A 21,078-nucleotide genomic window follows, 5' to 3' on the forward strand; every position below is an offset into this window, starting at 1 on the left:
GGGCTGTCGGCTCAGCGAATCGACAGCCACCCGGCCAACCAAGTGGCGGTGCTGGCAGCGCTGATCCAGCCGATACACAGGCCGGCCCCGGCCAGCGTGATCCAGAAGGTCTGGCGTGCCATCGCCGTGGCGGGCAATGGTTGCGCGTGAACCATGCAGAAGCAGCCGGCGATGAAGCCTGCTGGCACCCAGATCGCCTGCAACAGAGCCGGGGCGTTTAGCTGCATGCTCAAGACAAAGCCGTAGCCTGCGCCGCAAAGGAACGCCGCGGCGGTGACCTTGCCGCCTGCCGTGTATCGGCCCTGGCATGACGGGCAGATCCTGGGGGAGCGCTCACCCCAGACGGCCCACCGGGATAGCGGGGCTCGGCAGTGCGGGCACGCATAGACGTCGGGGGTAAGCCTGGCCATGGCGCGAATTCTCATGCCACGACGGATCGCGGGCCGACCGCGCACGGTGGCTCGCCCGTCTCATCGTGTCAGCCGTGTTCCAGCAGCCACCGCGCGGCCTTCAGGTCTGCCAGGCGGACAGCGGGTTTCAGCGGGCGGCAGCAACGTCAGTCCAGCGGCTGGGTCTGCGGCGTCCGCTGGAAGGCGGCCTTGTCGAAGCCCAGCTCCGCGGCGCGGTCCAGCAGCGACTGCAGCGTGGCTTCGTCCAGCTGCGGCGTGCGCGACAGCACCCAGGCGTACTTGCGGTCCGGCTCGCCCACCAGCACATGGCGGTAGTCGGCGTCCAGCGCCAGCACCCAGTAGTCGCCGTAGAAGGGCCAGAAGAACGTCACGCGCAGCTTGGCGTTGCCGCTGCCGGCCGCCACCTTGGCGTGGCCGCGGATGTCTTCCACGCGGCCGTCCGCCGTGCGGCAGCGGTTCAGCACGCTGACGCGTTCGCCGTCCAGCTGGTAGCGGGCCTGCGTGTCGGCCACGCACTGCTTCTGGAAGCGGTTGGGCAGCAGCGCGATCTCGTACCAGGCTCCGGCATAGCGAGCCAGGTCCACCTGCGCGACGGTGGGCAGCGGGGCCGGCGCGGCCGCCGCGGGCAGGGTCGCGGTAGCGATCATGGCGGCGTACAACAGGCGGGTGGCGTCAGTCGGCATGGCAGGCGGGCGAGGGTGGAGCGACATTCTGGCGCGTCGCGGGCCGCGCCGGCCGCCGCTACCGGCTGGCGCCGTCCTCCACGGCCTGGCGCTCCACCACGCGGTTGCGCCCCTGCGCCTTGGCCTCGTAGAGACCGGCGTCGGCACGGTTGATGAGGGTGTCCAGCGAGTCCTGCGGCCGCGCGCCGGCCACGCCGATGCTGACCGCGCAGCACGGCAGCACCGGGTCGGCGCAGGTGCTGGCGCGGATGCGCTCGGCCACGGCGAGCGCCTGCGCCGTGTCGGTGTCCGGCAGCAGCGCGACGAACTCCTCGCCGCCGTAGCGGCCCAGCACGGCCGGGCGGCGCAGCACCGCGTGTGCGCGGGCCACGAAGTCCACCAGCACGCAGTCGCCGACACGGTGGCCGTGCTCGTCGTTGATCTGCTTGAAGTGGTCCAGGTCCAGCATCAGCACCGACAGCGGCCGCCCCTGCCGCCGTGCGCGCGCCAGCTCGGCCTCGCCGGTCGTGAACAGCGCGCGGCGCGTCAACGCGCCGGTCAGGCTGTCGTGCGTGATGAGGCGTTCCAGCTCCCGGCGCAGGTGCTCCGACGCCATCAGCACCGTGCCGATGCTGGTCAGCAGCGTGCCGAAGGCCAGGCCCAGCAGGTAGACGACCTGCATCGGCGCCGGCGTGAACAGGCCCTCCTGCGGCGGCGCGAACGGCGCGCTGGCGGCGCGGGCCAGGATGATGGCGCTCGTCAGCGCCAGCACGGTGCCGGTGAAGCGCGTCGCGAAGCTGTGCACCGGTTGGCGCCAGACGACGGCGGCATGCCAGGCGCCCACGCCGCCCAGCAGCAGGCCCATGAACAGCACGCGCCAGCCATAGCCGCCGGTGAACAGGCTCATGAACAGCAGCGCCGCCACGCCGGTCAACCACAGCAGCGTCGTGGCCCGCGCGGACAGCGGCCGCCCGAAGAAGCGGCAGCTGCCGGCCAGGAAGGTCGCCGCCGCCGCGAACATCAGCGCATTGGCCAGCCCGGCCGACAGCAGCGCCGGCAACACGCCGCGCAGCGTGAACAGCAGTGCCGACGCGAACCCCAGCAGCGGCGCCACCGTCCAGTGGCCGAGGCCGTGGATGGACGGCGGATAGCTGCGGCGCTGGAATGCCATCACGAGCGCCATCAGGCAGCCCATCACCCCGGTGACGCCGCTGATGGTGCGCAACTCCAGCATGTCCAGCACGGTCTGGCCTCCTGCCGGCGCATCCACGTCGGCATGCGGAGTCTAGGAGCCGGCGGCGGCCGGGGGCGAATGGCGGTGCCGCCGGGGTGAACGACGCGGGCGGCGGTGTGGCGGCGGGGGACACTGCGGCATGCCCATCCTGCCGCGCCGCTGGCGCCTGCCCTATGTCGCGCTGCTGACCGTCGTCGGCGGGCTGCTCAGCGCGTCGGCGCTGGAGGCCTACCGGCTGGGCGGCGGCACGCAGCCGTGGGAGCCCTTCCTGTGGGAGTACAGCTCGGTCTTCGTCATCGGCGCGCTGGCCTTGCGCGTGCACGCCCTCGTCGGCCGGCTGCAAGGGCAGCCCTGGCCGCGGCAGCTGCTGGCGCATGCCGTGGCGCTGCCGGTCTTCAGCGTGCTGCACATCGCCGGCATGTTCGGCCTGCGGCTGCTGGTCTACGGGCTCGTGGGGGCGGGCTATCACCCCGACGACATCCCCACGCTGCTCGTCTACGAGGGCGGCAAGGACGCGGTGAGCTACCTCAGCTTCTGCCTGATCTCGCGCGGCGTCTGGATGGCCCAGGCGGCGGAGCGCGCGCGCCGCGAGCTGGCCGAGGTGCGCCTGGCGCGCCTGGCCGACCAGGTGCAGCCGCACTTCCTGTTCAACACGCTGAACCTGATCTCGTCGGTCATGTACGAGGACGTGCCCCGCGCCGACCGGCTGCTGTGCCAGCTGGCCGACCTGCTGCGCCAGACGCTGGCCGCGCAGCAGCGCGCCGAGCACACGCTGCGCGAGGAGCTGGCGCTGGTTGAACCCTTTCTTGCGTTGATGCAGGCGCGCTTCGGCCCCGAGCGGCTGGTGGTGCGCCTCGACGCCGACGACGCGGCGCTGGCCTGCCGGCTGCCGGCGCTGCTGCTGCTGGCGCCGGTGGAGAACGCCGTCAAGCACGACGTGGCGCGGCACCGCGGCCGCGTCGAGGTCGTCGTGGCGGCGGCGCGCGACGGCCAGCGCTTGACGCTGCGCGTCAGCAACCATGGCGACACGCCCGTGCCCGCGTCGCCGCCCGACCCCGACGGCGGCCTGGGCCTGCGCAACCTGCGCGAGCGGCTGGCAGCGCGCTACGGCGGCGCGGCCAGCGTCCGGTTCGGGCCCGATGGCCGCGGCATGAGCCTGGTCGTGGAGTTGCCGTGCGCGTCCTGATCGTCGACGACGAACCCGCCGCGCGCGCCCGGCTGCGCCGGTTGCTGGCCGCCGAGCCCGACGTGGCCGAACTGCTGGAGGCCCCCGACGCGCCGGCCGCGCTGGCCCTGGTGCAGACGCTCGCCGCGCCGCCCGACCTCGCGCTGCTGGACATCGAGATGCCCGGCGGCAACGGCGTGCAACTGGCCGCCGCGCTACGCGAGCGGGGCGTGCGCAGCGTCATCTTCTCGACCGCGCACGCCGAGCACGCGCTGCAGGCTTTCGAGCTGGCGGCGCTGGACTATCTGCTCAAGCCCTACACGCCCGAACGCCTGGCCGCTGCGCTGGCCCGCGTGCGCGAGCGCCTGGCGCAGCCGCCCGCGCCGGTGGGCGAGTGGTGGGTGGACGGCGAGCGCGTGACGCTGGCCGACGTGCCGTGGATCTCTGCGGCCGACAACTACATCGAGCTGCACCTGCCGCCGCGCTGCCTGCTGGAGCGCGCCACGCTGGCCGACGCGCTGGCCCGCCCCGGCTGGGCCGCGCGCTTCCTGCGCGTGCACCGCAGCCACGCCGTCAACCCGGCGCATGTGCAGCGCATCGAACGGCTGGGCAGCGGCGAGGCGGTGCTGACGCTCGCCTGCGGCGAGGTGCTGCGCGTGTCGCGCGGCTACCGCGACGTGCTGGACGCGTTCACCCCGTAGCGCCCGCCACTCGCCCCGCCGCCGTCGCGCCGCGCGGCCGGGCCGGCGAAGCTGCGGGCCATGAACACACCACGCCTGCCCTTTCTCGACGGCCTGCGCGTCGCCGCCTTTGCGCTGCTGATCCCGTACCACGTCGGCATGTACTACGTGACCTGGGACTGGCACGTGAAAAGCCCCGCCGCCAGCGCCGCGCTGGAGCCCTTCATGCAGCTCAGCTCGCCGTGGCGGCTGTCGCTGCTGTTCCTCATCGCCGGTGCGGCCTGCCACGGCCTGTTCGCGAAGCGCGGCGCGCTCGGCACGCTGAAGGACCGTTCGCAGCGCCTGCTGCTGCCGCTGCTGTTCGGCATGGCCGTCATCGTCACGCCGCAGGCCTACTTCGAGGTGCTGACCAAGGTGCCCGCGCAGCTGCCCGGCGACGGCGGCTACCTGGACTTCTGGGCCGCCTACCTGCGCAGCGGCCGCTACTGCCGCGGCGACGACTGCATGGTCGTGCCGACCTGGAACCACCTGTGGTTCCTGCCCTACCTGTGGGTGTACGCGGTCGTGGGGGCGGCGCTCGCGTCGTTGAAGCTGAAGCCGCGGTCCATCGAGCTGCCTGCCTGGGCTTGGCTGCTGGCGCCCGCGGTGCCACTGGCGCTGCTGCGCGTCTTCGTCATGCCGCACTGGCCCAGCACGCATGACCTCGTGCACGACCTCTACAACCACCTGCAGTACGGCTTCGTGTTCGCCGTCGGCTGGGCCAGCCGCACGCCGCTGGCGCAAGGCCTGTGGCCCGCGGCGCTGCGGCTGCGCTGGGTGGCGCTGGGGGTGTCGCTGTCGACCTGGGCCGCGCTGCTGGCGTTCAATGCCCGCTACGCGGACGCGGCGCCGCCCGACGCCGTTCTGGTAGCGGCCCGCACGCTGCGCGGCGCGTTGACGTGGTGGTCCATCGTCGCCTGCTGTGGCTGGGCGCAGCGCGCCTTCCCGCGCGAGACGCCCTGGCTGCGCCAGGCCGCCGCGGCGGTGTTCTGCCTCTACATCCTGCACCAGAGCGTCATCGTGCTGCTGACGCAGGCGCTGAAGCCGCTGGCGTTGCCCTGGGGCCTGGAGGCGGTGCTGCTGATCGTGCTGACCTTCGCGGTCTGCACGCTGGCCTATCTGGGCGCGCGGCACGTGCCGGGGATGGCGCTGCTGCTGGGCATCCAGCGCCGGCCGCGGCCGGCTGGCCCGGCCGTCAGTTCGGCAGCACCGGCGTGAACAGCGGCGTGGCCATGCGCACCGGCGTCACGTCCAGCCGCACCTTCAGCACCGTGTAGTCGTCGCCGCCCAGCGCGTTGCTGAACCAGCCGACCGTGCCCGGTCCCTTGTAGAGCCGGAACTCGAAGCCCAGCTCCGGCGCCAGGTCGCCTGGCCGCGGCCGCACGCGGTAGGCCAGGCCGCGCACCTCGGGCTGTCGGCTGTCCAGCAGCTGCGACATGGCCGTCACGATCATGTTGTCGGCCAGGATGTCGAGAAAGTAGTGGTCGAACTGCAGGTAGGGGCGGTAGTCCGCCGCGGCGGGGTCGAGCTTCTGGTCGCGCAGCTTGTGGGCCGCGGGCGTGGTGAGGCCGGTCTTGATGTCGTGCCGGTCGCCGCGGTCCAGGTAGCTGATGACGGCGCCGCGCACGTTGAAGGCCGGCAGCTTCGCGTCTGATGAGGCTTCGGACAGGTCCACCAGCATCGCGCCGCGCGCGCCGACGATCTCCACCTCTTGGCCCTTGACGACGGCGGCCGTGTTCTCCTCCACGCCCAGACCCAGCGTGTAGCCCAGTGCCCGCATCGCCGGCAGCATGCGGCCGATGCGGCCGCGCTTGAGGAAATGCTGGTCCACGAACAGGCCCGGCATGACGAAGCCCAGGCCCTGGTCGTACTCTCGCTTGTCGCGCCACTGGCCCTTGAGGATCTGCAGGTTGTCCGGCGCGTCGCGGAACATGATGCGGCTCATGATGGCTGCGCCCGCACTGGTGCCGGCCACGACGCCGCCGTCGTCGAACACCTGGCGGATGGCCTTCAGCATCGCCGTCGGTTCGCCGCCGGGCTGCAGCGTGTCGACGATGTACTCCTGCGCGCCGCCCGAGAAGAACACCGCCCTGGACGCGGCGACCTTGGCGATCAGTGCCGGGTCGTTCAGGTTGGCCTGCCAGTCCACGTCCTTCTGCCGCGGCGCGACGGGGATGGCCTCGGCGTTGGCGCCGCGCCGGTTCAGCGACGCGACGATGAGGCCGGCGCTGCGCTCGGGGTTGGCAGCAGCCGTCGCGAACACGGCGATGCGCGCGCCCGGGCCGCCAGCCTCGTCGACGATGCGCTGCCAGACGGCGTCGTTGTCACTCTTGGTGGCGCCGCCGATGACGATGGCGGTGCCCGCGTGGGCGGCGAGATGAAGGAGGAGGACCGCCGCGGCGGTCAGTCGGAACAGGAGGGCAGGCATGCCCCGCAGCTTAAGCGGCAGTTCAGGCGGCTACTTGCGCGGCAATGCCTTCGCTCAAGTAGACGCAATCGCCCTGCTCGAACACGCGCACCTCGCCCGGCTGGAACGCCTGCCAGGCTTCGTCGTGCGTCAGCGGCTCGGTGGCCACCAGCGTCATGCGGTCGCGCGGGCCGTTCAGCAGCGACAGGTCCACGCTCAGGTCGCCATCGCGCAGCCGCACATGCCCGAACGGCGCCTGGCGGCGCAGCCAGTGCAGGCGCGTGGACGCATGCGCCAGCATCGCGCGGCCATCGGTCAGCAGCAGGTTGAAGCGGCCGTGCTCGGCGATCTCGTGCAGCCAGGGCGTCAGCGTGGCGGCCAGCTCGGGCCAGGCCGGCGCAGTGTGGCCGAAGCGCTGCTGCAGGCGCTGCATCAGCCAGCAGAAGGCGCGCTCGCTGTCGGTCTGGCCGGCGGGCGTGAAGCTGCCGTCCAGGTCGGGGTGGAAGTCCTTCAGGTCGCCGTTGTGGGCGAACACCCAGCTGCGGCCCGCCCAGTCGCGGCGGAACGGGTGGCAGTTCTCCACCGCGCGCACGCCCTGCGTGGCCTTGCGGATGTGGGCAATGATGTTGCGCGCCTGCACCGGGTGGCGGCCGTAGTGGGAGGCCAGGTCCGACTCGGCGGCGGGGCGGTCCTCGACGACCACCTCGCAGCGCTCGCCGGCGTGGAAGGCCACGCCCCAGCCGTCGACATGGTCTGCCGTGCGGCCGCCGCGGGCGGCAAAGCCGCTCAGCGAGAAGTTCGCGGCGGCGGCCAGGCGGCTGTTGAGGGCGAAAAGCTCACACATCGGCGGTACAGGCAGTGGCGGATTGAGGTGACAACGCCGCCAGTCTGAAGCGCGATGACAGAAACGCCAACGAATCTTCCGTCATGAGCTCATGCCATCGTGCGTTGTTCACAAACGGCGTCCAGCGGCCGGCAATCCCTAGTTTGGAAATGCGTTTGGCCGAAATGACGCGCCCCTGGTATTCGTTCACAAACACATCCAGCAACATTTACGCCCGTGTCCAAACGTGCTCTCCTACGCTTTGAGGATGGCTCGCAGCGGGTGGGCCGAGGAGTGCTGCCATGTGGATGAATGAGTTTGTTCAACCGGGCCAGGCGCCTGGCCGCCCCCACGAGCGCCGCCAGGCGGCCTCGCTGTCCAGCCAGTGGATGGGGTTGGTGCTGGAGGAGCTCGACCACGGCGTCGTGCTGCTCAACGGCGCCGGCCGCATGCTGCACGCCAACCTGGCGGCGCGGGCCTCGCTGGATGACAACCACCCGCTGGAGGTCGTGGGTCCGCACCTGCGTGCGCGGCTGCTGACCGACGCTGTGCCGTTCGCCGAGGCGCTGGAAGGCGCCGAGGCCAGCGGCCGCCGCTGCCTGCTGCGCCTGGGCGATGACCGCGCCGAGTGCGGCCGCGCCAATGTCGTCGTCGTGCCGCTCAACCGCGACGTCAGCCAGGCGGCCGTGCTGCTGATCCTGGAGCGCCGCCAGCTGTGCGGCGACCTGGCCGCGCAGTGGTTCGCGCTGCGCTACCAGCTCACGCCGGCCGAGACCGAGGTGCTCAAGGCGCTGTCCAACGGCGTCAAGCCCACCGAGGTGGCGCAGCGCCAGGGCGTGGCCATCTCGACGGTGCGCAGCCAGATTCAGAGCATCCGCGCCAAGAGCGGCGCCGACAGCATCGGCGAACTGATGCGCCAGCTGGCGCTGCTGCCACCGCTGGTGTCGTCGCTGCGGCCGGCCAAGCTGGTCAACTGAGCCGCACGGCGCCTCCGAACTCCGCCATGGGCCGAGCGCGGGGCGCGTGCCGCCATGCTGGCGAGATTGGGCGAGGGGCTAATATTCCCCGATGCCTGACGATTCCAACGACGCTGAACTCCTGGCCCTACCCAGCTCGCTGCGCCTGCTCGCGGTGCGCGGCATCTCGCGCAGCCATCGCAAGGGCGTGGTGCTGATCGAGGAGGGCTCGGTCGGCGACAACCTCTACGTGGTGCTGTCCGGTTCGCTGCGGGCCTATAGCAGCGACGCGCGCGGCCGCGAGATCACCTACGGCGTGTACGGCCCCGGCGAGTACGTCGGCGAGATGAGCCTGGACGGCGGGCCGCGCTCGGCCAGCGTCATCACGGAGGAAGCCAGCCGGTTGGTCATGGTCACGCGGGCCAGCTTGCTGACGCACATCAGCGAGCACCCGGAGTTCGCGTTCGAGCTGCTGACCAAGGTCATCCGCCGCGCGCGTGCCGCGACGCTGTCGACCAAGCAGCTGGCGCTGAACGACGTCTACGGGCGGCTGAAGAACCTCGTCGACGAGCTGACGCAGGACGGCCGCCACCTGGCGCTGACGCACCAGGGCATGGCGCAGCGCCTGGGCTGCTCGCGCGAGATGGTGTCCAAGCTGGTCAAGGACCTGGAGCTGGGCGGCTATCTGCGCCGCGTCGCGGCCGGCGAGTACCAGCGCCTCAAGAACCTGCCTGCGCGCTGGTGACTGGCTGACTCAGGACTGCCGGGCCGCCAGCGGCGGCGCCACCGGGAAGCGCTGGTCCGGCTTGGCCGCACGGGCGTACAGCCCTTCCACCTTGGGCAGGTTGGCCTGGATGTCGCGGATGCGCGTGCCGCTGGCCGGGTGGGTGGACAGCCATTGCGGCGGCGCGCCCTTGTTGGCGGCCATCATCTTTTCCCACAGCCGCACGGCGGCGGACGGGTCGTAGCCGGCGCGGGCCGACAGCTCGATGCCCACCAGGTCGGCCTCGGTCTCGTCGTCGCGGCTGAAGCGCAGGCTCAGCAGTTGGCCGCCCATGCCCGCCAGGCCGCGGCCCAGGTTGCCCAGGCCCAGCAGCGCCGAGCCCAGCTCGATGACGCCGTTGGTGACGGCCGACTTGCCGACGCGCTCGCGCGCATGCTCGCGCAGCGCATGCGCCACCTCGTGGCCCATGATGGCGGCGACCTCGTCATCCTCCAGCTTGAGCTTGTCGAGGATGCCGTAATAGAACGCGATCTTGCCGCCCGGCATGCAGAAGGCGTTCAGCTGCGCGTCGCCCAGCAGGTTGACCTCCCACTTCCAGCGCCGCGCGCGGTCGTTCCATTCGTAGCTGTACGGAATGATGCGCTGGGCGATGTAGCGCAGCCGCTGCAGCTGCGGATGCTGCATCGAGGCCAGGCCGCGCTGCTGGTTGGCCTGGGTCATCATCTGCGCGTACTGCTGGCCGCCGGCCTGCTCCAGCTGGTCGGCCGACACGAAGCCGGTGAACTTGCTCTTGGGGCCCACGTCCACGCCCTCGCGGGCCCAGGCGGGCAGCGCGGCGGCTGCGCCGGTGGCGGCCAGCAGGCCCGTGAAGAGGCGGCGCCCGCGGCGGGGCGGCGCGCAGCGGCCAGCGGCGCAGTCGGCACAGGCGCCGAACATCCGCTGCGGCAGGTGGCTGAGTTGCAGGTCGTCGTGGACCTGGAAGTCGTCGGCATGCATGCCGGGATTGTGCGATGGCGGCGTGGGTGTTTTCGTAGGACGACGCGCGGGACTGGCGACAATCGCGGGATGACACTGCCTCCACGCCCGTGCTGCCCGCTGCCCCCCGAGGGGGCGCATCCATGCCTTCGGGCGGCCGGGCGGCACTGATATGGACACCCAGCAATTCCGCGCCGCCCTCGGCATGTTCGCCACCGGCGTGACGGTCATCACCGTGCGTTCGGCGGACGGCGGCCTCGTGGGCCTGACGGCCAACTCCTTCAACTCCGTGTCGCTGGACCCGCCGCTGGTGCTGTGGAGCCTGGCGCGCCGCGCCGGCTCGCTGCCGACCTTCACGCACGGCTCGCACTACGCGATCAACATCCTCGCGGCCGACCAGAAGGAACTGGCGCAGCGCTTCGCCACCCGCGACATCGACCGCTTCGCCGGCGTGGCCTGGCGCGAGGGTGCCGGCGGCGCGCCGGTGCTGGACGGCGCCGTGGCCGTGTTCGAGTGCGCCAACCGCAGCCGCTACGAGGAGGGCGACCATGTCATCTTTGTCGGCGAGGTGGAGCGCTGCACGTCGCGGCCCGGCGCGCAGCCGCTGATCTTCCACGGCGGGCGCTACTTCACCGAGCTGCCGATCTGACGGGGTGTCGATCGGGCGGCGCCTGAATCGTCGAGACTGCAGAGGGTCGTCCTCTCGTCCCCATCAGGAACCGCCATGCCCAGCACCGTCACCTTCCATCGCGTCCTGCGCTGCCCGCCGGACCGCGTCTACCGCGCCTTCACGACGCCCGCCGCCATGGCCAAGTGGCTGCCGCCGTTCGGCTTCACGTGCGCCGTGTACGCGATGGATGCGCAGGTCGGCGGCAGCTACCGCATGGCGTTCACGAATCACACGACCGGTGGCAGCCACGGCTTCGGCGGCCGCTACCTGGCGCTGGTGCCGGGCGAACGGGTGCAGTACACCGCCACCTTCGACGACGCCCACCTGCCCGGCGAGATGCAGACGACGGTCGAGCTGAAGGCCGTGTCCTGCGGCACCGAGGTGCGCGTCCAGCAGGAAGGCATCCCCGATGTCATCCCGGCGGAGGGCTGCTACCTGGGGTGGCAGGAGTCGCTGCTGCAGCTGGCCCAGCTGGTGGAGCCGGAGATCCGCGAGTGATCAGCTGAGCCTGCCGGTGGGCAGCGCGGCCGGCGCCCGGCTGAGCGTGCGCCAGCGCCAGGCCAGCAGGCCGGCCGACAGCGCCGGCACCGCGACGGTCAGCAGCGCCATCGGCACGCCCAGCTGCGACAGCCCGTACAGCAGCCCCGCCGTTGCCATGAACGCCAGCACGGGCCACATCGTCGTCAGCACCTGCGGCGCGCGCATGGCAGCCGGGCGGCGCGTGAGGTTCACCGCCATCACCGGGAGCGCCGCCAGCGGCAGGCATAGCAGCCAGCGGTTGCCGGCGGCCAGGCCCAGTGCCAGCAACACGAGGCTGGTGGCCAGCCAGGCCATGGCCGCGTTGCGCAGGTGGCCCGCGGCCACGGCGCGGTTCAGCGCGGCGCCGCGCGGCATGCCGGGCAGCAGGCACAGCAGGGCCTGCTCGCGCCGGCTTTGCCACAGCGCCGTGGGCAGCGCGAAACCGGGGTTGAAGCCCATGCTGGCGATGGCGATGCCCATGCCGAAGGCGCCTGGCAGGAAGGCCTTCAGCGGCACCTGCGCGAAGCTGGACACCGCCGCGAACACGACGAGCACGATGGCGGCCAGCGCGGCGATGCCCATCAGCTGGTACATCCAGTGCTGCACGCCGTGCAGCACGATGGCGGCGCGGGCCATCACGTTGGCCGGGCTGGCGTTGTCGGCGCGCGCCAGCAGCCGGCGCTGCCAGGCGTCGACCACCAGGCCGAACGGGCGCGTTACCCATTCGATGGGCCGGCCCCAGACCGCCGCGTTGGCCTGCCGGCCGTCCAGCTGCATGCGCATGGCGTTGCGCATCAGCATCTGGCGGGCGTGGCGGCCGCGGTGCCGGGCGTCACCGCCGCCGAAGGCCAGCATCACCAGCGCGGCCTGGGCGAGCAGGCCGGCCAGCAGCATCGCCGCGGTGTGCTCGTCCCAGAGCGCGATCAGCACCCTCCCGGCCGGTGCCAGCGAGCCACCCAGCGCGCCCAGCAGCGGCGACAGCAGCGTGAGCAGCAGCCACAGCCACACCATGCGCGACGACCACAGCAGGAACACGGCGATGAAGCCGCAGCTCAGCAGCAGCATGGGCCCCGCGCCGCCGGGCGGAAAGATGGCCCACAGCAGCAGCGTGGACAGCCCCGTGCACAGCGCCCAGCCCAGCAGCGCGGCGCGCCTGAGCGTGCGCAGGTGACCCGGCACGGTGCGGGCGGCGGTCGGGTGGTTCTGCTCCTGCAGGCTGCCGCACACGGCCAGCCAGACGCCCAGGCCCGTCAGCAGCAGCAGTCCGGCCACCACCAGCCAGCCGGCCGGGGCGGGCAGCCCCACCAGCGCGGCGGCGGCGCCCAGCGCCAGCAGCGCGGCGATGGCGCGGCGCCCCCACGGGGCGCTGCGGTCGCGCTGCCGCCAGAAGGCCAGCAGCACCTGCGAGTAGCGGGTGGCGGCGCGCATCAGGTCAGCTCCGTGAACAGGTCGTCCAGGTTCAGTCGCTCGGCCGCGACGCCGCCCGGCAGCGCGCCGCCGGCCGGCAGCCGCGCCAGCACGCGCTCGCGGCCGGCCTCCAGCGGCGTGCGCTTGAGCGGCTGCGCGCCGAGGCGCCCCATCAGCGTGGCCATCTCGGTGACGCTGCCGGTGAAGGCGCGCACCTGCTCCAGCAGATCGTCCAGCGGCGCCTGCAGCGCGATGCGGCCCTGCGCCAGGAAGGCGATGTTGAAGGCCACGCGCTCCAGGTCCGACAGGATGTGGGTGGAGAACACCACCGTCGCGCCGCGGTCCAGCACCTCGCCCACCAGCTCGCGCAGGAAGTCGCGCCGGCCGGCCGGGTCCAGGCTGGCGACGGGCTCGTCCAGCACCAGCAGGTCGGGCTCGTGGGCCAGCGCGCGGATGATGGACAGCCGCTGCTTCTGGCCGCCGGAGAGCTTGCGGATGGGCTGGTCGGCCCGGATGTCCCAGCGCGACATCAGGCCCTCCACCTTGGCCTCGTTCCAGCGCGGGTAGAAGCTCTTGAAGTAGGCCAGCAGCTGCGCCGGCGTGAAGCCCTCGAACAGGTCGCTGTGCTGCGGCACGTAGCCGATGCGGGCGCGGGCGGCGTCGTCCAGCCGCTGGGCGTCCTGGCCGAACAGCTTGACCGTGCCCGCATCCGGCTCGCGCAGCCCCAGCAGCGACTCCAGCAGCGTCGTCTTGCCGGCGCCGTTGCGGCCCAGCAGGCCCACCACCTGGCCCGGCTTCAGCGCCCAGTCCAGGCCGTCGAGCACGGCCGGGCCCTTGGGGTAGGCCAGCGACAGGCCGTGCAGCTCGGCAAAGAGCGTCTCGGAATGAGGAAGGTGCGGACTGGTCATGGGGCTTGCTCGTCGAGGATGGTCTTGAACAGCTGCAGGGCCTGGGCCGTGGACAGCTCCAGTTGCCGCGCTTCGGCGGCGGCTTTCTCCAGCGTCGGGCGCAGCAGCCCGGCGCGGTCGGCGGCGGGCTGGGCCTGCTGGTGCTGGGCCGCCACCACCATGGACAGGCCACGGCGGCGTTCCAGCACGCCGTCCATCTCCAGCAGGGAATAGGCCTTGGAGATGGTCATGGGGTGCACGGCCAGCGCCTGGGCCAGCTCCCGCACCGACGGGATCTCGTCGCCCGCCTTCAGCTGCCCGGCCGCCACGCGGCGCTTCACCTGTTCGATGAGCTGGCGGTAGATGGGCTCGGGCGAGCCGGTGTTGATGTGGACGAAGTGGGCGTGGTCCATGGGTGCTGGCTATGTGTACTAGTACGATAGTACACGTGGACAGATGCGGTCAAGTCCCGCGGTCGCACAATGGCAGCTTCACCGTTGTAGCTCCCCCCCTTGCCATGCGTCGTCTGCTGCTTGTTCCCGCCCTGTTGCTGTCCCTGGCCGCCCAGGCCCAGAGCCCCGCCGTGAAGGTGGACGACCCCTGGGTGCGCGCCACCGTCGCGCCGCAGAAGGCCACCGGCGCCTTCATGCAGCTGACGTCGGCCCAGGCGGCCAAGGTGGTGGCCGCCAGCTCGCCGGTGGCGGGCATGGTGGAGATCCACGAAATGAAGATGGACGACGGCGTCATGAAGATGCGCCCCGTCGACGCGCTGCCGCTGCCGGCCGGCCAGGCCGTGGCGCTGAAGCCGGGCAGCTATCACGTCATGCTGATAGGCCTGAAGGCCCCGATCAAGGCCGGCGAGGTCGTGCCGCTGACGCTGACCGTCGAGGGCGCGGACGGCAAGCGCACGGACGTCGAGGTCAAGGCGAAGGCGCGCTGACGCGGCCCGGGCAGAAATCGCTCAAGTTCGCCGCGTGGCGGTCGATAGACACGAACGCACGTCTTCCATCCCGCCATGCTGCCTCCCGTCACCCCCGCTGCCAGCGCCTCCCCGTCCGGGGTGGTGGCTGCGCCGATGCCGGCGCGGCGGGGCGCTGGCGAGGCGGCCTCTGCCGTGGTGATGGTGTCCGCCGCGGGCGCGCAGGCGGCGGCGCGGGACACGGCCAAGGTGGCCACCGGCGTGGTCCACGTGACGGCCGACGTCAACCATGACGGCACGGTGTCGGATCAGGAGCAGCAGACCGAGACGGCCCAGCTGGCGCTGAAGCGCGCGCTGATGGAAGGCGGTGCCAACCTCGGCGAGGCGCTGGAGGCCTACCAGTCCGTCGCGTCGCTGGCGGACGTGCAGCGCTGACGCTCAGGCACGCGCCGCGTTGGCGGCGATCTCGGCGGCCAGCCGCGGCCACAGCGGCTCGGGCAGGTCGTGGCCCCAGCCGGGGATGATTTCCAGCCTTGCATCCGGGATGCGCCGGGCCAGGTCGCGCGCCGCGGCCACGGGGATCAGCGCATCGTGCTCGCCATGCAGCACCAGCGTGGGCGCGGCAATGCGCGACACGCGCTCGGCGCGGTGGGCGTCGGCCGCGATGGCCACCAGCTGGCGCGCCACCGCCTGCGGCCGGAACGCGCGCTTCACGCCCTGCGCGATGCGCTCGCGCAGCACTGCGGGGTCGGCCGGGTAGCCGGGGCTGCCGATGATGCCGTACAGGCCCACGAAGTGGTCCAGCACGTTCTGCAGCTTCTGCTCGGGCGTGCTGCCCGGCCGGGGCCGGGACAGCAGCGCGCGGCGCACCTTCAGGCTCTCCTTGGGCAGGCTGCGGTCGCCGCTGGTGGTCATCATCAGCGTCAGGCTCTTCACGCGCTGCGCATGCGCGAAGCCCAGGTGCTGGGCGATCATGCCGCCCATGGACGCGCCGCAGACATGCGCCGCCGGGATGCCCAGCGCGTCCAGCACGCCGACGGCGTCGCGCGCCAGGTCGGCCAGCTGGTAGGGCGCCTTGATGGGCAGGTGGAACAGGTGCAGCAGCGCGGCCAGCGGCACGTTGGGCGGGCCCAGCTCGTCGAAGGGCTGGGACAGGCCCACGTCGCGGTTGTCGAAGCGGATGACGCGAAAGCCGCGGGCCACCAGCTCGTCCACCAGGCCGTCGGGCCAGGCGATGAGCTGCATCCCCAGGCCCATGATCATCAGCAGCGGCTCGCCGTCGGCCGGGCCGCGGATGTCGACCTCGATGCGGACGCCGTTGGCGCTGAGCTGCATGCGGGCGGGCGCGGGGTCAGCCGAGGTCGACCTGGCGCTCGATGACGCGCGACACCAGGCCGTAGGCGATGGCTTCCTCGGTGCCCATCCAGAAGTCGCGCTCGATGTCCACGCGCACGCGGTCCAGCGGCTGGCCGGTCTCGCGGGCGATGACGGCGGCGATGCGCTCGCGGGTGCGGATGATTTCCTTGGCCTGGATGGCGATGTCGCTGGCCTGGCCGCCGGCGCCGCCGGCCGGCTGGTGGATCATGAAGCGCGTGTTGGGCAGCGCGACGCGGCGCTCCTTGGGCGCGGCCAGGTAGATGTGCGTGCCGGCGCTGGCCACCCAGCCCGTGCCCACCACGGTGACCGGGGCGCGCACGAAGCGGATCATGTCGTGGATGGCGTCGCCGCTCTCGACGTGGCCGCCGGGGCTGGAGATCAGCAGCGTGATGGGGGCGTCCGATTCCTGGCTCAGCGCCAGCAGGCGGCGGCAGGTGGCGTGGGCCATCTTGTCGTCGATCTCGCCGAAGATCATCACGTAGCGGCCCTTGAAGAGCAGCTGCTCTTCCTGCTTCTCGGGGGCTTCTTTCTTGGCGGCCTTGTCGTCGGCGGCGGCGAGGGTGTGGTGTTGCATGGGCTTGGGTCCGGTTGAGGGCGATACCTTACCGCGAGAAGCGCGGCGGCGTGGAAGCGGGGTCAGGCATCGCCGTGGCGGCGCCACCAGGCCGCGCTGGCGACGGCGAGCAGCGCCGCGAAGCAGCTGGTGCTCCAGACGACGCTGCGCACGAGGCGGTGCGACCCGTAGGCGGGCAGCGTGGCCGGCGTCAGCGCCCAGGCGCTGGCGGCCCCGATGGCCAGGGCCACGGCCGCGCAGGCCAGCAGCAGGCGGCGGCGCTGCGTGTCCAGCGGTGCGGGCACGGCCGGCGGCAGGCGGCGCAGCGCGCGCCCGTACACGACGGCCAGTGCCGCCACGCCCACGGCGGTGCTCAGGTGCTGCAGCAGGTGCGTGAGCTGGAACTGCCGGTCCAGCCCCTCCAGCAGCGGCTCCTCCAGATCGGGCAGCAGCTCGGCACCCCAGCGGCCCTCGTGCGTGAACGAGTCCCACACCAGGTGCGTGGCCGCACCGATCAGCACCGACAGCATGGCTACCGCGAGCGCCCGCCAGGCCGGGTGCGGCGGCGGCTGCAGCTGCGCGCGCACCAGGCCGCGGTGCGGTTCGGCCAGCAGCACGGTCAGCGGCTTCGCAAAGCGCAGCAGCAGCGCCAGCAGCAGCAGGCACACCGGCAGGCAGGCGGTGAGGATGCCCTCGGGCGTGTGGCAGAACGCGCGCCACTTGCCGTGCATGCCGATGTAGTAGCTCATGTCGGGCGCCATGGCGCCGAGGGTCAGGGCCGGCAGCGAGAGCCAGCGGGGGCACAGCCGCCGCAGCGGCAGGATGGCCGCCGGGTGGGCAAAGGTCCAGGGCATGGGTGGGTCTTCAAACGAAAGGGCAGGGCGGGTGCAGCAAGTCCTGCGCCATGGGCAGCGTGCCCGGTGGCGGGGTCAGGTCTTGTAGAACCAGCGCCGCGCACCCTTGGGCTCGAAAGGCTGCCACTGCCCTTCGGGCTGCGCCAGCCGGTCGGCCAGCGCGTACAGCGCGATGGGGTTGACGCCCAGGCCGATGTGGCTGGCCTGGACCTCGATGTTCTCCGCCAGCGGTGACGGCTCGTTGACGCTGCAGCGCCAGGCGACGACGCCGTCGGTCTTGGAGTAGATGGACGTGGTGGGCACCGGCGGCGCCTGGCGGATCTGCGCCAGCAGGTCGTGGTCGTCGGCCACGGTCTGGCCGCTGACCATCTCGAAGAAGCGCCACGCGTTGGTGGCGCGCGGGTGGCCGGTGAACGGCGTGCCCAGCGTGACGACGCAGCGCGTCAGCTCAGGAGCTTCCTTGGCCAACTCGCGGGCATAGATGCCGCCCAGGCTCCAGCCGATGAGGCTGACCTTGCGGTGGTGGCGGCGGTGCAGGTCTGCCAGGTGGGCGCGGCACTGCTCCAGCACGCCGGCGCGCGGGCCGAAGTTGAAGCCCTGCTGCCAGGGCTGCGTGGCGTAGCCCAGCGAATCGAGCAGCGCGCGCAGCGGCGCGGTGGTCAGGTCGTTGGCGCCCAGGCCGGGGAACACCAGCACCGGGTGGCCGTCGCCCTGGGGGAGCTTCTTCATCCACGGCAGCGTGGCCAGCAGCGCGGCGTATTCCCACGGCGCGCGGCCTTCCAGCATCAGCAGCCAGGCATTGGGGGCGCGCAGGTCGTGCGCGGCAGCGGGGGCGTGGTCAGTCGGCGTGGGCCGGCGCGGGAGGCGCGGCGAGCGGGAGGCGGGCATGCAGGCGGGAAAGGGACTCAAGCACCGCGATTGTCCGCCGGCCGGCGCGGGGCGGTGCAGCGTGCTTGCCCGGGGCGCCGGTGTCGCGTGGGCGACGTCGGTGGTCTCGCCGTGGGCTCAGGGGCGCGGCGCTGCTGTTGACGGCTTGCCGATGGGGCACTGGGCGGTGGCGTTCGCGCTCGCGGGGCGGGCGTCGAAGGTCTGGCGCAGGTCGGCCGCCAGGTAGCCGATGACGCCGACCAGCACGGGAAACAGCACCAGACCCACCACGCCGCGCAGCGTGGCCCGCCAGCCGGCCACGGCGATGGTGTCCTGCGTCGGCACGCTGTCCAGCGGCGGTGCGTACCCGCCGCGGAGGATGCGCACGGACTGCAGGAGCAGCGGGGACAGCGTCGGCATCAGCAGGATCGGGAGGCCCGGATAGATCAGCAGCCACAGCAGCTGTGCGGTCTGCGCCGCACCGAGGCGTTCGCACAGCAGCGACAGCGCGCCTGCAGGCCTGAGCATGGGCAGGCCGAGCGCGAGTGCCGCCACCACGAGAATGTGCAGCGCCGCCTTCCAGCCGGCAGGCCGCTTGCCCCGCAGGATGACGGCGTGGGCGGTGGCGGGATAGCCGGCCAGCCGCTTCTGCAGGAGGGCCTCTTGCCGCGACTTGGCGTCGCTGTGGTCGCTCTTGACGACAACCACGATGAGCGCGATGACGCCCAGCAGCACGCAGCCCCAGAAGACCAGGTCGCCTGGAAAGTCATCCATCGCCGTCAGGCAGCCTTGGCGACACGTCGTCTGGCCGGCGCCTTCTTGGCGGCCACCGGCTTGGCAGCGGCCTTCTTCGCCGGGGCGCGCTTCTTCACGGCCGGCGCCGGCTCAGCCGCCACCTCGGCCACTGGCAGCGCCTGCAGCTCCATGAAGGCCGCCTCGACATAGGCCGCGAGTTCGGCGGTCTCGGGCAGTGCCTCGCCGCAGGCCATCAGGCCGATGTCCAGCGACTGGTTGTAGGTCTGCACCGTCACGTTCAGCGCCAGGCCGTGCACGGCGATGGACGTGGGGTAGTTGGTCAGCATCAGCGCACCGGCCAGGTACAGCGGCACTTGCGGGCCGGGCACGTTGGAGATGACGACGTTGGCGATGACCGGCAGCTTCTCGGCCACCTTGGCGCGGCCGTACAGCATGGCGCCGGCCTGCATCAGCCAGGGGATGCCCAGGGACGGGAAGTCGGTGGGCATCAGGCTCTTGAGCTGGGCCATCTGCGCCTTCATCGCGTGGCTGGACGCCATCACGTGGGCCAGCCGGTCAGGGGGGCTGGCGAGGTGGGTGCCCAGGCTCATGAAGGTCATCGTGGCCTGGTTGTTGGACGTGGTGTCGCCGGCCGCGCGCGTGGACACGGGCACGGCGGCGATGAGGCTCTTGCGCGGCTGCGGGCCGTGCTTGGCGAAGTAGCGCCGCAGCGCGCCGCCGATGACGAACAGCACCGCGTCGTTGACGCTGGCGCCGTGGCGCTTGCGGGCGCGGTTCAGCTCGGCCAGCGGCAGCGTGACGCCGGCGAACGAGCGCGTGTCGGACAGGCTCACGTTGAAGCGCGTGCGCGGCGCCGGGCCCAGGCTGGAGACGGCTGTCTTGCCGCGCACGAGGGCGGTCGTCTGCGCCGCCGCGCCGGACACGGCGGCCAGCAGCGCGCGCAGCTTGTCGACGGAGCTGCCGGCCGCGGCGCCGCCCACGTAGCCCACGGCCATATTGCCGAGGATGCCGGCCGCGCTGGGCAGCGCGCGGGCCAGCTTGACGGTCTGCTGCCACTGCTGCGACACGGCCGCGCGCAGCAGGCCCACGGTGCCCAGCTGCCCGCGTTTCTTGCCGCGCGCGGCGAGCGACTCGATGGCGCGCGGCTCGGGGCTGAGGTCGAGGATGACCTGCGCCAGCGCCACGGCGGCCTGGCCGTCCACGGCGGCGTGGTGCAGCTGCGTGTAGAGGGCCACGCGCACCTGGCCATCGGGGCCGGGCTCCAGGCCGGTGAAGACGTGGAACTTCCACAGGGGACGAGCCCGGTCCAGCAGCACGGGGTGCAGGGCGCCCACCTGCGCCTCCAGCTCGGCCATGCCGCTGCCCTCGGCCAACGGGATCTCGACGATGTGGTCTTCGAGATCGGGCTCGGCGTCCACCCACCCGGGGTTGGACAGGCCCAGCGGCATCGTCAGCAGCTTGCGTCGCAGCGCCGGCAGCAGCGGCATGCGGGCGCGCATGTGCTCGCGCAGGTCCTCGAGGTAGTCGCCGTCGTAGCCGGCCGGCAGCTCCAGCAGGTGCAGCGCGCCGACATGCATCGGCATCTGCGGCGTCTCCAGGTACAGGAAGCTGGCGTCGAGGCCTGGGAGCTGTTTCATCGGCGGTCTCCGGCGTTGTCGAGCCAGCATACCGATGAAACCGGTGGAGGCCCTCCGGGCCGACCCCTCCAGCAGCCGCCGCGGAACCGGCTTTGCCGGGCCGCCAGCGGCGCCCCCTTGAGGGGGAGGCGCGTCAGCGCCTCGGGGGTGGGCTTACTCCTCGGGGACGAAGATCCAGAGGAGGATGTAGAGGAACACGCCGCTGCCGAAGACCAGGAACAGCACCGTGAAGATCAGGCGCCAGACCCAGGAGTCCAGCCCCGTGAAGCGGGCGACGCCACCGCAGACGCCGCCGATCCAGCGGTCCACGCGGGCGCGACGCAGGTCGTTGACGGCGTTGAAGTGGGGGTTGCTGCCGGCGCCGTGGCTGGGCGTGCCCAGGCCGCCCAGCACCCGGGCCTTGGCCTGCGCGAACTCCGCGTCGCTGAGCACGCCGCGGGCGTGCAGGTCGGCCAGCTTGTTGAGTTCTTCCGCGTCGTTCATCTCGAGCTCCTGTCGGTGTTGATGGGCTGAAGCCTATCGGCACGCGGCGTGCCTGCCAGCGGCTTGCGACAGGC

General features: G+C 72.2%; 26 protein-coding genes. 9 read left to right on the top strand and 17 right to left on the bottom strand.

The genetic code is table 11. The annotated features are described in order from the left end of the window. Positions 1-11: 11 nt before the first annotated feature. From AC1Q7O_RS08585 to AC1Q7O_RS08595, 3 genes are all read right to left on the bottom strand, one after another. A complete protein-coding gene (locus AC1Q7O_RS08585) occupies positions 12-410 on the bottom strand; it encodes a hypothetical protein (protein WP_492661020.1) in 399 nt (132 codons plus the stop codon). A gap of 146 nt (positions 411-556) precedes the next feature. Beyond that, a complete protein-coding gene (locus AC1Q7O_RS08590) occupies positions 557-1,093 on the bottom strand; it encodes a lipocalin family protein (RefSeq protein WP_492661021.1) in 537 nt (178 codons plus the stop codon). A 58-nt stretch (positions 1,094-1,151) separates the two neighbouring features. Beyond that, positions 1,152-2,306, bottom strand: coding sequence for a GGDEF domain-containing protein (locus AC1Q7O_RS08595; RefSeq protein WP_492662693.1), 1,155 nt, complete (start codon positions 2,304-2,306; stop codon positions 1,152-1,154). A gap of 139 nt (positions 2,307-2,445) precedes the next feature. Between AC1Q7O_RS08595 and AC1Q7O_RS08600 the strand changes: the two genes are divergently transcribed. Genes AC1Q7O_RS08600 through AC1Q7O_RS08610 form a run of 3 tightly spaced genes read left to right on the top strand, consistent with a single transcriptional unit; the run spans position 2,446 to position 5,408 of the window. Next, positions 2,446-3,492: a sensor histidine kinase gene (locus AC1Q7O_RS08600; RefSeq protein ID WP_492661023.1), complete on the top strand. Its 1,047-nt coding sequence runs from the start codon at positions 2,446-2,448 to the stop codon at positions 3,490-3,492. Then, the gene (locus AC1Q7O_RS08605; RefSeq protein ID WP_492661024.1) at positions 3,480-4,172 is read left to right on the top strand and encodes a LytR/AlgR family response regulator transcription factor; all 693 of its coding nucleotides are present in this window, start codon (positions 3,480-3,482) and stop codon (positions 4,170-4,172) included. The genes AC1Q7O_RS08600 and AC1Q7O_RS08605 overlap by 13 nt, the downstream gene beginning before the upstream one ends. Before the next feature lie 60 nt (positions 4,173-4,232). Next, positions 4,233-5,408 (top strand): acyltransferase family protein, encoded by a 1,176-nt coding sequence (locus AC1Q7O_RS08610; RefSeq protein WP_492661025.1) that lies wholly within the window; start codon positions 4,233-4,235, stop codon positions 5,406-5,408. Here the strand turns inward: AC1Q7O_RS08610 and AC1Q7O_RS08615 are convergent. From AC1Q7O_RS08615 to AC1Q7O_RS08625, 3 genes are read right to left on the bottom strand one after another with little or no spacing between them, the layout of a single operon-like run. Then, a complete protein-coding gene (locus AC1Q7O_RS08615) occupies positions 5,386-6,618 on the bottom strand; it encodes a cyanophycinase (RefSeq protein ID WP_492661026.1) in 1,233 nt (410 codons plus the stop codon). The genes AC1Q7O_RS08610 and AC1Q7O_RS08615 overlap by 23 nt on opposite strands. Positions 6,619-6,640: 22 nt before the next feature. Then, complete coding sequence (locus tag AC1Q7O_RS08620) at positions 6,641-7,441, bottom strand: class II glutamine amidotransferase (protein WP_492661027.1); 801 nt, start codon at positions 7,439-7,441, stop codon at positions 6,641-6,643. Continuing rightward, the gene (locus AC1Q7O_RS08625; RefSeq protein WP_492661028.1) at positions 7,434-7,649 is read right to left on the bottom strand and encodes a hypothetical protein; all 216 of its coding nucleotides are present in this window, start codon (positions 7,647-7,649) and stop codon (positions 7,434-7,436) included. Before AC1Q7O_RS08625 ends, AC1Q7O_RS08620 begins: the two co-directional genes overlap by 8 nt. A 73-nt stretch (positions 7,650-7,722) precedes the next feature. On the opposite strand from AC1Q7O_RS08625, the gene AC1Q7O_RS08630 reads away from it, so the two are divergent. Then, positions 7,723-8,397, top strand: a complete 675-nt coding sequence (locus AC1Q7O_RS08630) for a helix-turn-helix transcriptional regulator (protein ID WP_492661029.1) — start codon at positions 7,723-7,725, stop codon at positions 8,395-8,397. A gap of 91 nt (positions 8,398-8,488) precedes the next feature. Continuing rightward, positions 8,489-9,121, top strand: a complete 633-nt coding sequence (locus tag AC1Q7O_RS08635; protein ID WP_492661030.1) for a Crp/Fnr family transcriptional regulator — start codon at positions 8,489-8,491, stop codon at positions 9,119-9,121. A 9-nt stretch (positions 9,122-9,130) separates the two neighbouring features. On the opposite strand, the gene AC1Q7O_RS08640 is transcribed toward AC1Q7O_RS08635, so the two are convergent. Further along, entirely contained in the window at positions 9,131-10,036 is a 906-nt protein-coding gene (locus tag AC1Q7O_RS08640; RefSeq protein WP_492661103.1) for a M48 family metallopeptidase, read from the bottom strand. Positions 10,037-10,247: 211 nt separating this feature from the next. Between AC1Q7O_RS08640 and AC1Q7O_RS08645 the strand changes: the two genes are divergently transcribed. Further along, positions 10,248-10,724, top strand: a complete 477-nt coding sequence (locus AC1Q7O_RS08645) for a flavin reductase family protein (RefSeq protein ID WP_492661031.1) — start codon at positions 10,248-10,250, stop codon at positions 10,722-10,724. A 75-nt stretch (positions 10,725-10,799) separates the two neighbouring features. Then, positions 10,800-11,243 (top strand): SRPBCC family protein, encoded by a 444-nt coding sequence (locus AC1Q7O_RS08650; RefSeq protein ID WP_492661032.1) that lies wholly within the window; start codon positions 10,800-10,802, stop codon positions 11,241-11,243. Here AC1Q7O_RS08650 and AC1Q7O_RS08655 read toward each other — a convergent pair whose 3' ends face one another. From AC1Q7O_RS08655 to AC1Q7O_RS08665, 3 genes are read right to left on the bottom strand one after another with little or no spacing between them, the layout of a single operon-like run. Then, positions 11,244-12,692: a hypothetical protein gene (locus tag AC1Q7O_RS08655; RefSeq protein WP_492661033.1), complete on the bottom strand. Its 1,449-nt coding sequence runs from the start codon at positions 12,690-12,692 to the stop codon at positions 11,244-11,246. Then, positions 12,692-13,579, bottom strand: coding sequence for an ABC transporter ATP-binding protein (locus tag AC1Q7O_RS08660; RefSeq protein ID WP_492661034.1), 888 nt, complete (start codon positions 13,577-13,579; stop codon positions 12,692-12,694). The genes AC1Q7O_RS08655 and AC1Q7O_RS08660 overlap by 1 nt, the downstream gene beginning before the upstream one ends. Continuing rightward, positions 13,576-13,971 carry a GntR family transcriptional regulator gene (locus tag AC1Q7O_RS08665; RefSeq protein ID WP_492661035.1) on the bottom strand — a complete coding sequence of 132 codons (396 nt, stop codon included), beginning with the start codon at positions 13,969-13,971 and terminating at the stop codon, positions 13,576-13,578. Before AC1Q7O_RS08665 ends, AC1Q7O_RS08660 begins: the two co-directional genes overlap by 4 nt. 104 nt (positions 13,972-14,075) lie before the next feature. On the opposite strand from AC1Q7O_RS08665, the gene AC1Q7O_RS08670 reads away from it, so the two are divergent. Both AC1Q7O_RS08670 and AC1Q7O_RS08675 read left to right on the top strand, forming a co-directional pair. Continuing rightward, positions 14,076-14,498: a copper chaperone PCu(A)C gene (locus AC1Q7O_RS08670; protein ID WP_492661036.1), complete on the top strand. Its 423-nt coding sequence runs from the start codon at positions 14,076-14,078 to the stop codon at positions 14,496-14,498. Positions 14,499-14,573: 75 nt separating this feature from the next. Then, positions 14,574-14,912, top strand: coding sequence for a hypothetical protein (locus tag AC1Q7O_RS08675; RefSeq protein WP_492661037.1), 339 nt, complete (start codon positions 14,574-14,576; stop codon positions 14,910-14,912). Positions 14,913-14,915: 3 nt separating this feature from the next. Here AC1Q7O_RS08675 and AC1Q7O_RS08680 read toward each other — a convergent pair whose 3' ends face one another. The 7 genes from AC1Q7O_RS08680 to AC1Q7O_RS08710 all read right to left on the bottom strand — a co-directional run bounded on the left by AC1Q7O_RS08680 (position 14,916) and on the right by AC1Q7O_RS08710 (position 21,004). Then, complete coding sequence (locus tag AC1Q7O_RS08680) at positions 14,916-15,812, bottom strand: alpha/beta fold hydrolase (RefSeq protein WP_492661038.1); 897 nt, start codon at positions 15,810-15,812, stop codon at positions 14,916-14,918. Positions 15,813-15,828: 16 nt separating this feature from the next. Further along, complete coding sequence (locus tag AC1Q7O_RS08685) at positions 15,829-16,428, bottom strand: ATP-dependent Clp protease proteolytic subunit (protein WP_492661039.1); 600 nt, start codon at positions 16,426-16,428, stop codon at positions 15,829-15,831. 62 nt (positions 16,429-16,490) lie between these two features. Further along, the gene (locus AC1Q7O_RS08690; RefSeq protein ID WP_492661040.1) at positions 16,491-17,261 is read right to left on the bottom strand and encodes a DUF4184 family protein; all 771 of its coding nucleotides are present in this window, start codon (positions 17,259-17,261) and stop codon (positions 16,491-16,493) included. 75 nt (positions 17,262-17,336) lie between these two features. Continuing rightward, on the bottom strand, positions 17,337-18,149 hold the full coding sequence (locus tag AC1Q7O_RS08695) for an esterase/lipase family protein (RefSeq protein WP_492661041.1): 813 nt from the start codon (positions 18,147-18,149) through the stop codon (positions 17,337-17,339). A gap of 117 nt (positions 18,150-18,266) precedes the next feature. Next, positions 18,267-18,902, bottom strand: a complete 636-nt coding sequence (locus AC1Q7O_RS08700; RefSeq protein WP_492661042.1) for a hypothetical protein — start codon at positions 18,900-18,902, stop codon at positions 18,267-18,269. A 5-nt stretch (positions 18,903-18,907) separates the two neighbouring features. Next, positions 18,908-20,521 (bottom strand): wax ester/triacylglycerol synthase family O-acyltransferase, encoded by a 1,614-nt coding sequence (locus tag AC1Q7O_RS08705; protein ID WP_492661043.1) that lies wholly within the window; start codon positions 20,519-20,521, stop codon positions 18,908-18,910. Positions 20,522-20,674: 153 nt separating this feature from the next. Then, positions 20,675-21,004, bottom strand: a complete 330-nt coding sequence (locus AC1Q7O_RS08710; protein ID WP_492661044.1) for a PspC domain-containing protein — start codon at positions 21,002-21,004, stop codon at positions 20,675-20,677. Positions 21,005-21,078: the final 74 nt, after the last annotated feature.

Source organism: Roseateles sp. GW823-FHT07B05 (assembly GCF_058794515.1).

Excerpts from the sequence above, each read along its gene's own strand:
- AC1Q7O_RS08600 (WP_492661023.1), top strand. The coding sequence starts at position 2,446 with ATGCCCATCCTGCCGCGCCGCTGGCGCCTGCCCTATGTCGCGCTGCTG.
- AC1Q7O_RS08615 (WP_492661026.1), bottom strand. The coding sequence starts at position 6,618 with ATGCCTGCCCTCCTGTTCCGACTGACCGCCGCGGCGGTCCTCCTCCTT.
- AC1Q7O_RS08705 (WP_492661043.1), bottom strand. The coding sequence starts at position 20,521 with ATGAAACAGCTCCCAGGCCTCGACGCCAGCTTCCTGTACCTGGAGACG.
- AC1Q7O_RS08640 (WP_492661103.1), bottom strand. The coding sequence starts at position 10,036 with ATGTTCGGCGCCTGTGCCGACTGCGCCGCTGGCCGCTGCGCGCCGCCC.
- AC1Q7O_RS08695 (WP_492661041.1), bottom strand. The coding sequence starts at position 18,149 with ATGCCCGCCTCCCGCTCGCCGCGCCTCCCGCGCCGGCCCACGCCGACT.
- AC1Q7O_RS08590 (WP_492661021.1), bottom strand. The coding sequence starts at position 1,093 with ATGCCGACTGACGCCACCCGCCTGTTGTACGCCGCCATGATCGCTACC.
- AC1Q7O_RS08700 (WP_492661042.1), bottom strand. The coding sequence starts at position 18,902 with ATGGATGACTTTCCAGGCGACCTGGTCTTCTGGGGCTGCGTGCTGCTG.
- AC1Q7O_RS08655 (WP_492661033.1), bottom strand. The coding sequence starts at position 12,692 with ATGCGCGCCGCCACCCGCTACTCGCAGGTGCTGCTGGCCTTCTGGCGG.
- AC1Q7O_RS08630 (WP_492661029.1), top strand. The coding sequence starts at position 7,723 with ATGTGGATGAATGAGTTTGTTCAACCGGGCCAGGCGCCTGGCCGCCCC.
- AC1Q7O_RS08680 (WP_492661038.1), bottom strand. The coding sequence starts at position 15,812 with ATGCAGCTCAGCGCCAACGGCGTCCGCATCGAGGTCGACATCCGCGGC.
- AC1Q7O_RS08650 (WP_492661032.1), top strand. The coding sequence starts at position 10,800 with ATGCCCAGCACCGTCACCTTCCATCGCGTCCTGCGCTGCCCGCCGGAC.
- AC1Q7O_RS08690 (WP_492661040.1), bottom strand. The coding sequence starts at position 17,261 with ATGCCCTGGACCTTTGCCCACCCGGCGGCCATCCTGCCGCTGCGGCGG.
- AC1Q7O_RS08670 (WP_492661036.1), top strand. The coding sequence starts at position 14,076 with ATGCGTCGTCTGCTGCTTGTTCCCGCCCTGTTGCTGTCCCTGGCCGCC.
- AC1Q7O_RS08665 (WP_492661035.1), bottom strand. The coding sequence starts at position 13,971 with ATGGACCACGCCCACTTCGTCCACATCAACACCGGCTCGCCCGAGCCC.
- AC1Q7O_RS08645 (WP_492661031.1), top strand. The coding sequence starts at position 10,248 with ATGGACACCCAGCAATTCCGCGCCGCCCTCGGCATGTTCGCCACCGGC.
- AC1Q7O_RS08610 (WP_492661025.1), top strand. The coding sequence starts at position 4,233 with ATGAACACACCACGCCTGCCCTTTCTCGACGGCCTGCGCGTCGCCGCC.
- AC1Q7O_RS08635 (WP_492661030.1), top strand. The coding sequence starts at position 8,489 with ATGCCTGACGATTCCAACGACGCTGAACTCCTGGCCCTACCCAGCTCG.
- AC1Q7O_RS08675 (WP_492661037.1), top strand. The coding sequence starts at position 14,574 with ATGCTGCCTCCCGTCACCCCCGCTGCCAGCGCCTCCCCGTCCGGGGTG.
- AC1Q7O_RS08620 (WP_492661027.1), bottom strand. The coding sequence starts at position 7,441 with ATGTGTGAGCTTTTCGCCCTCAACAGCCGCCTGGCCGCCGCCGCGAAC.
- AC1Q7O_RS08685 (WP_492661039.1), bottom strand. The coding sequence starts at position 16,428 with ATGCAACACCACACCCTCGCCGCCGCCGACGACAAGGCCGCCAAGAAA.
- AC1Q7O_RS08660 (WP_492661034.1), bottom strand. The coding sequence starts at position 13,579 with ATGACCAGTCCGCACCTTCCTCATTCCGAGACGCTCTTTGCCGAGCTG.
- AC1Q7O_RS08585 (WP_492661020.1), bottom strand. The coding sequence starts at position 410 with ATGGCCAGGCTTACCCCCGACGTCTATGCGTGCCCGCACTGCCGAGCC.
- AC1Q7O_RS08625 (WP_492661028.1), bottom strand. The coding sequence starts at position 7,649 with ATGTTGCTGGATGTGTTTGTGAACGAATACCAGGGGCGCGTCATTTCG.
- AC1Q7O_RS08710 (WP_492661044.1), bottom strand. The coding sequence starts at position 21,004 with ATGAACGACGCGGAAGAACTCAACAAGCTGGCCGACCTGCACGCCCGC.
- AC1Q7O_RS08595 (WP_492662693.1), bottom strand. The coding sequence starts at position 2,306 with ATGCTGGAGTTGCGCACCATCAGCGGCGTCACCGGGGTGATGGGCTGC.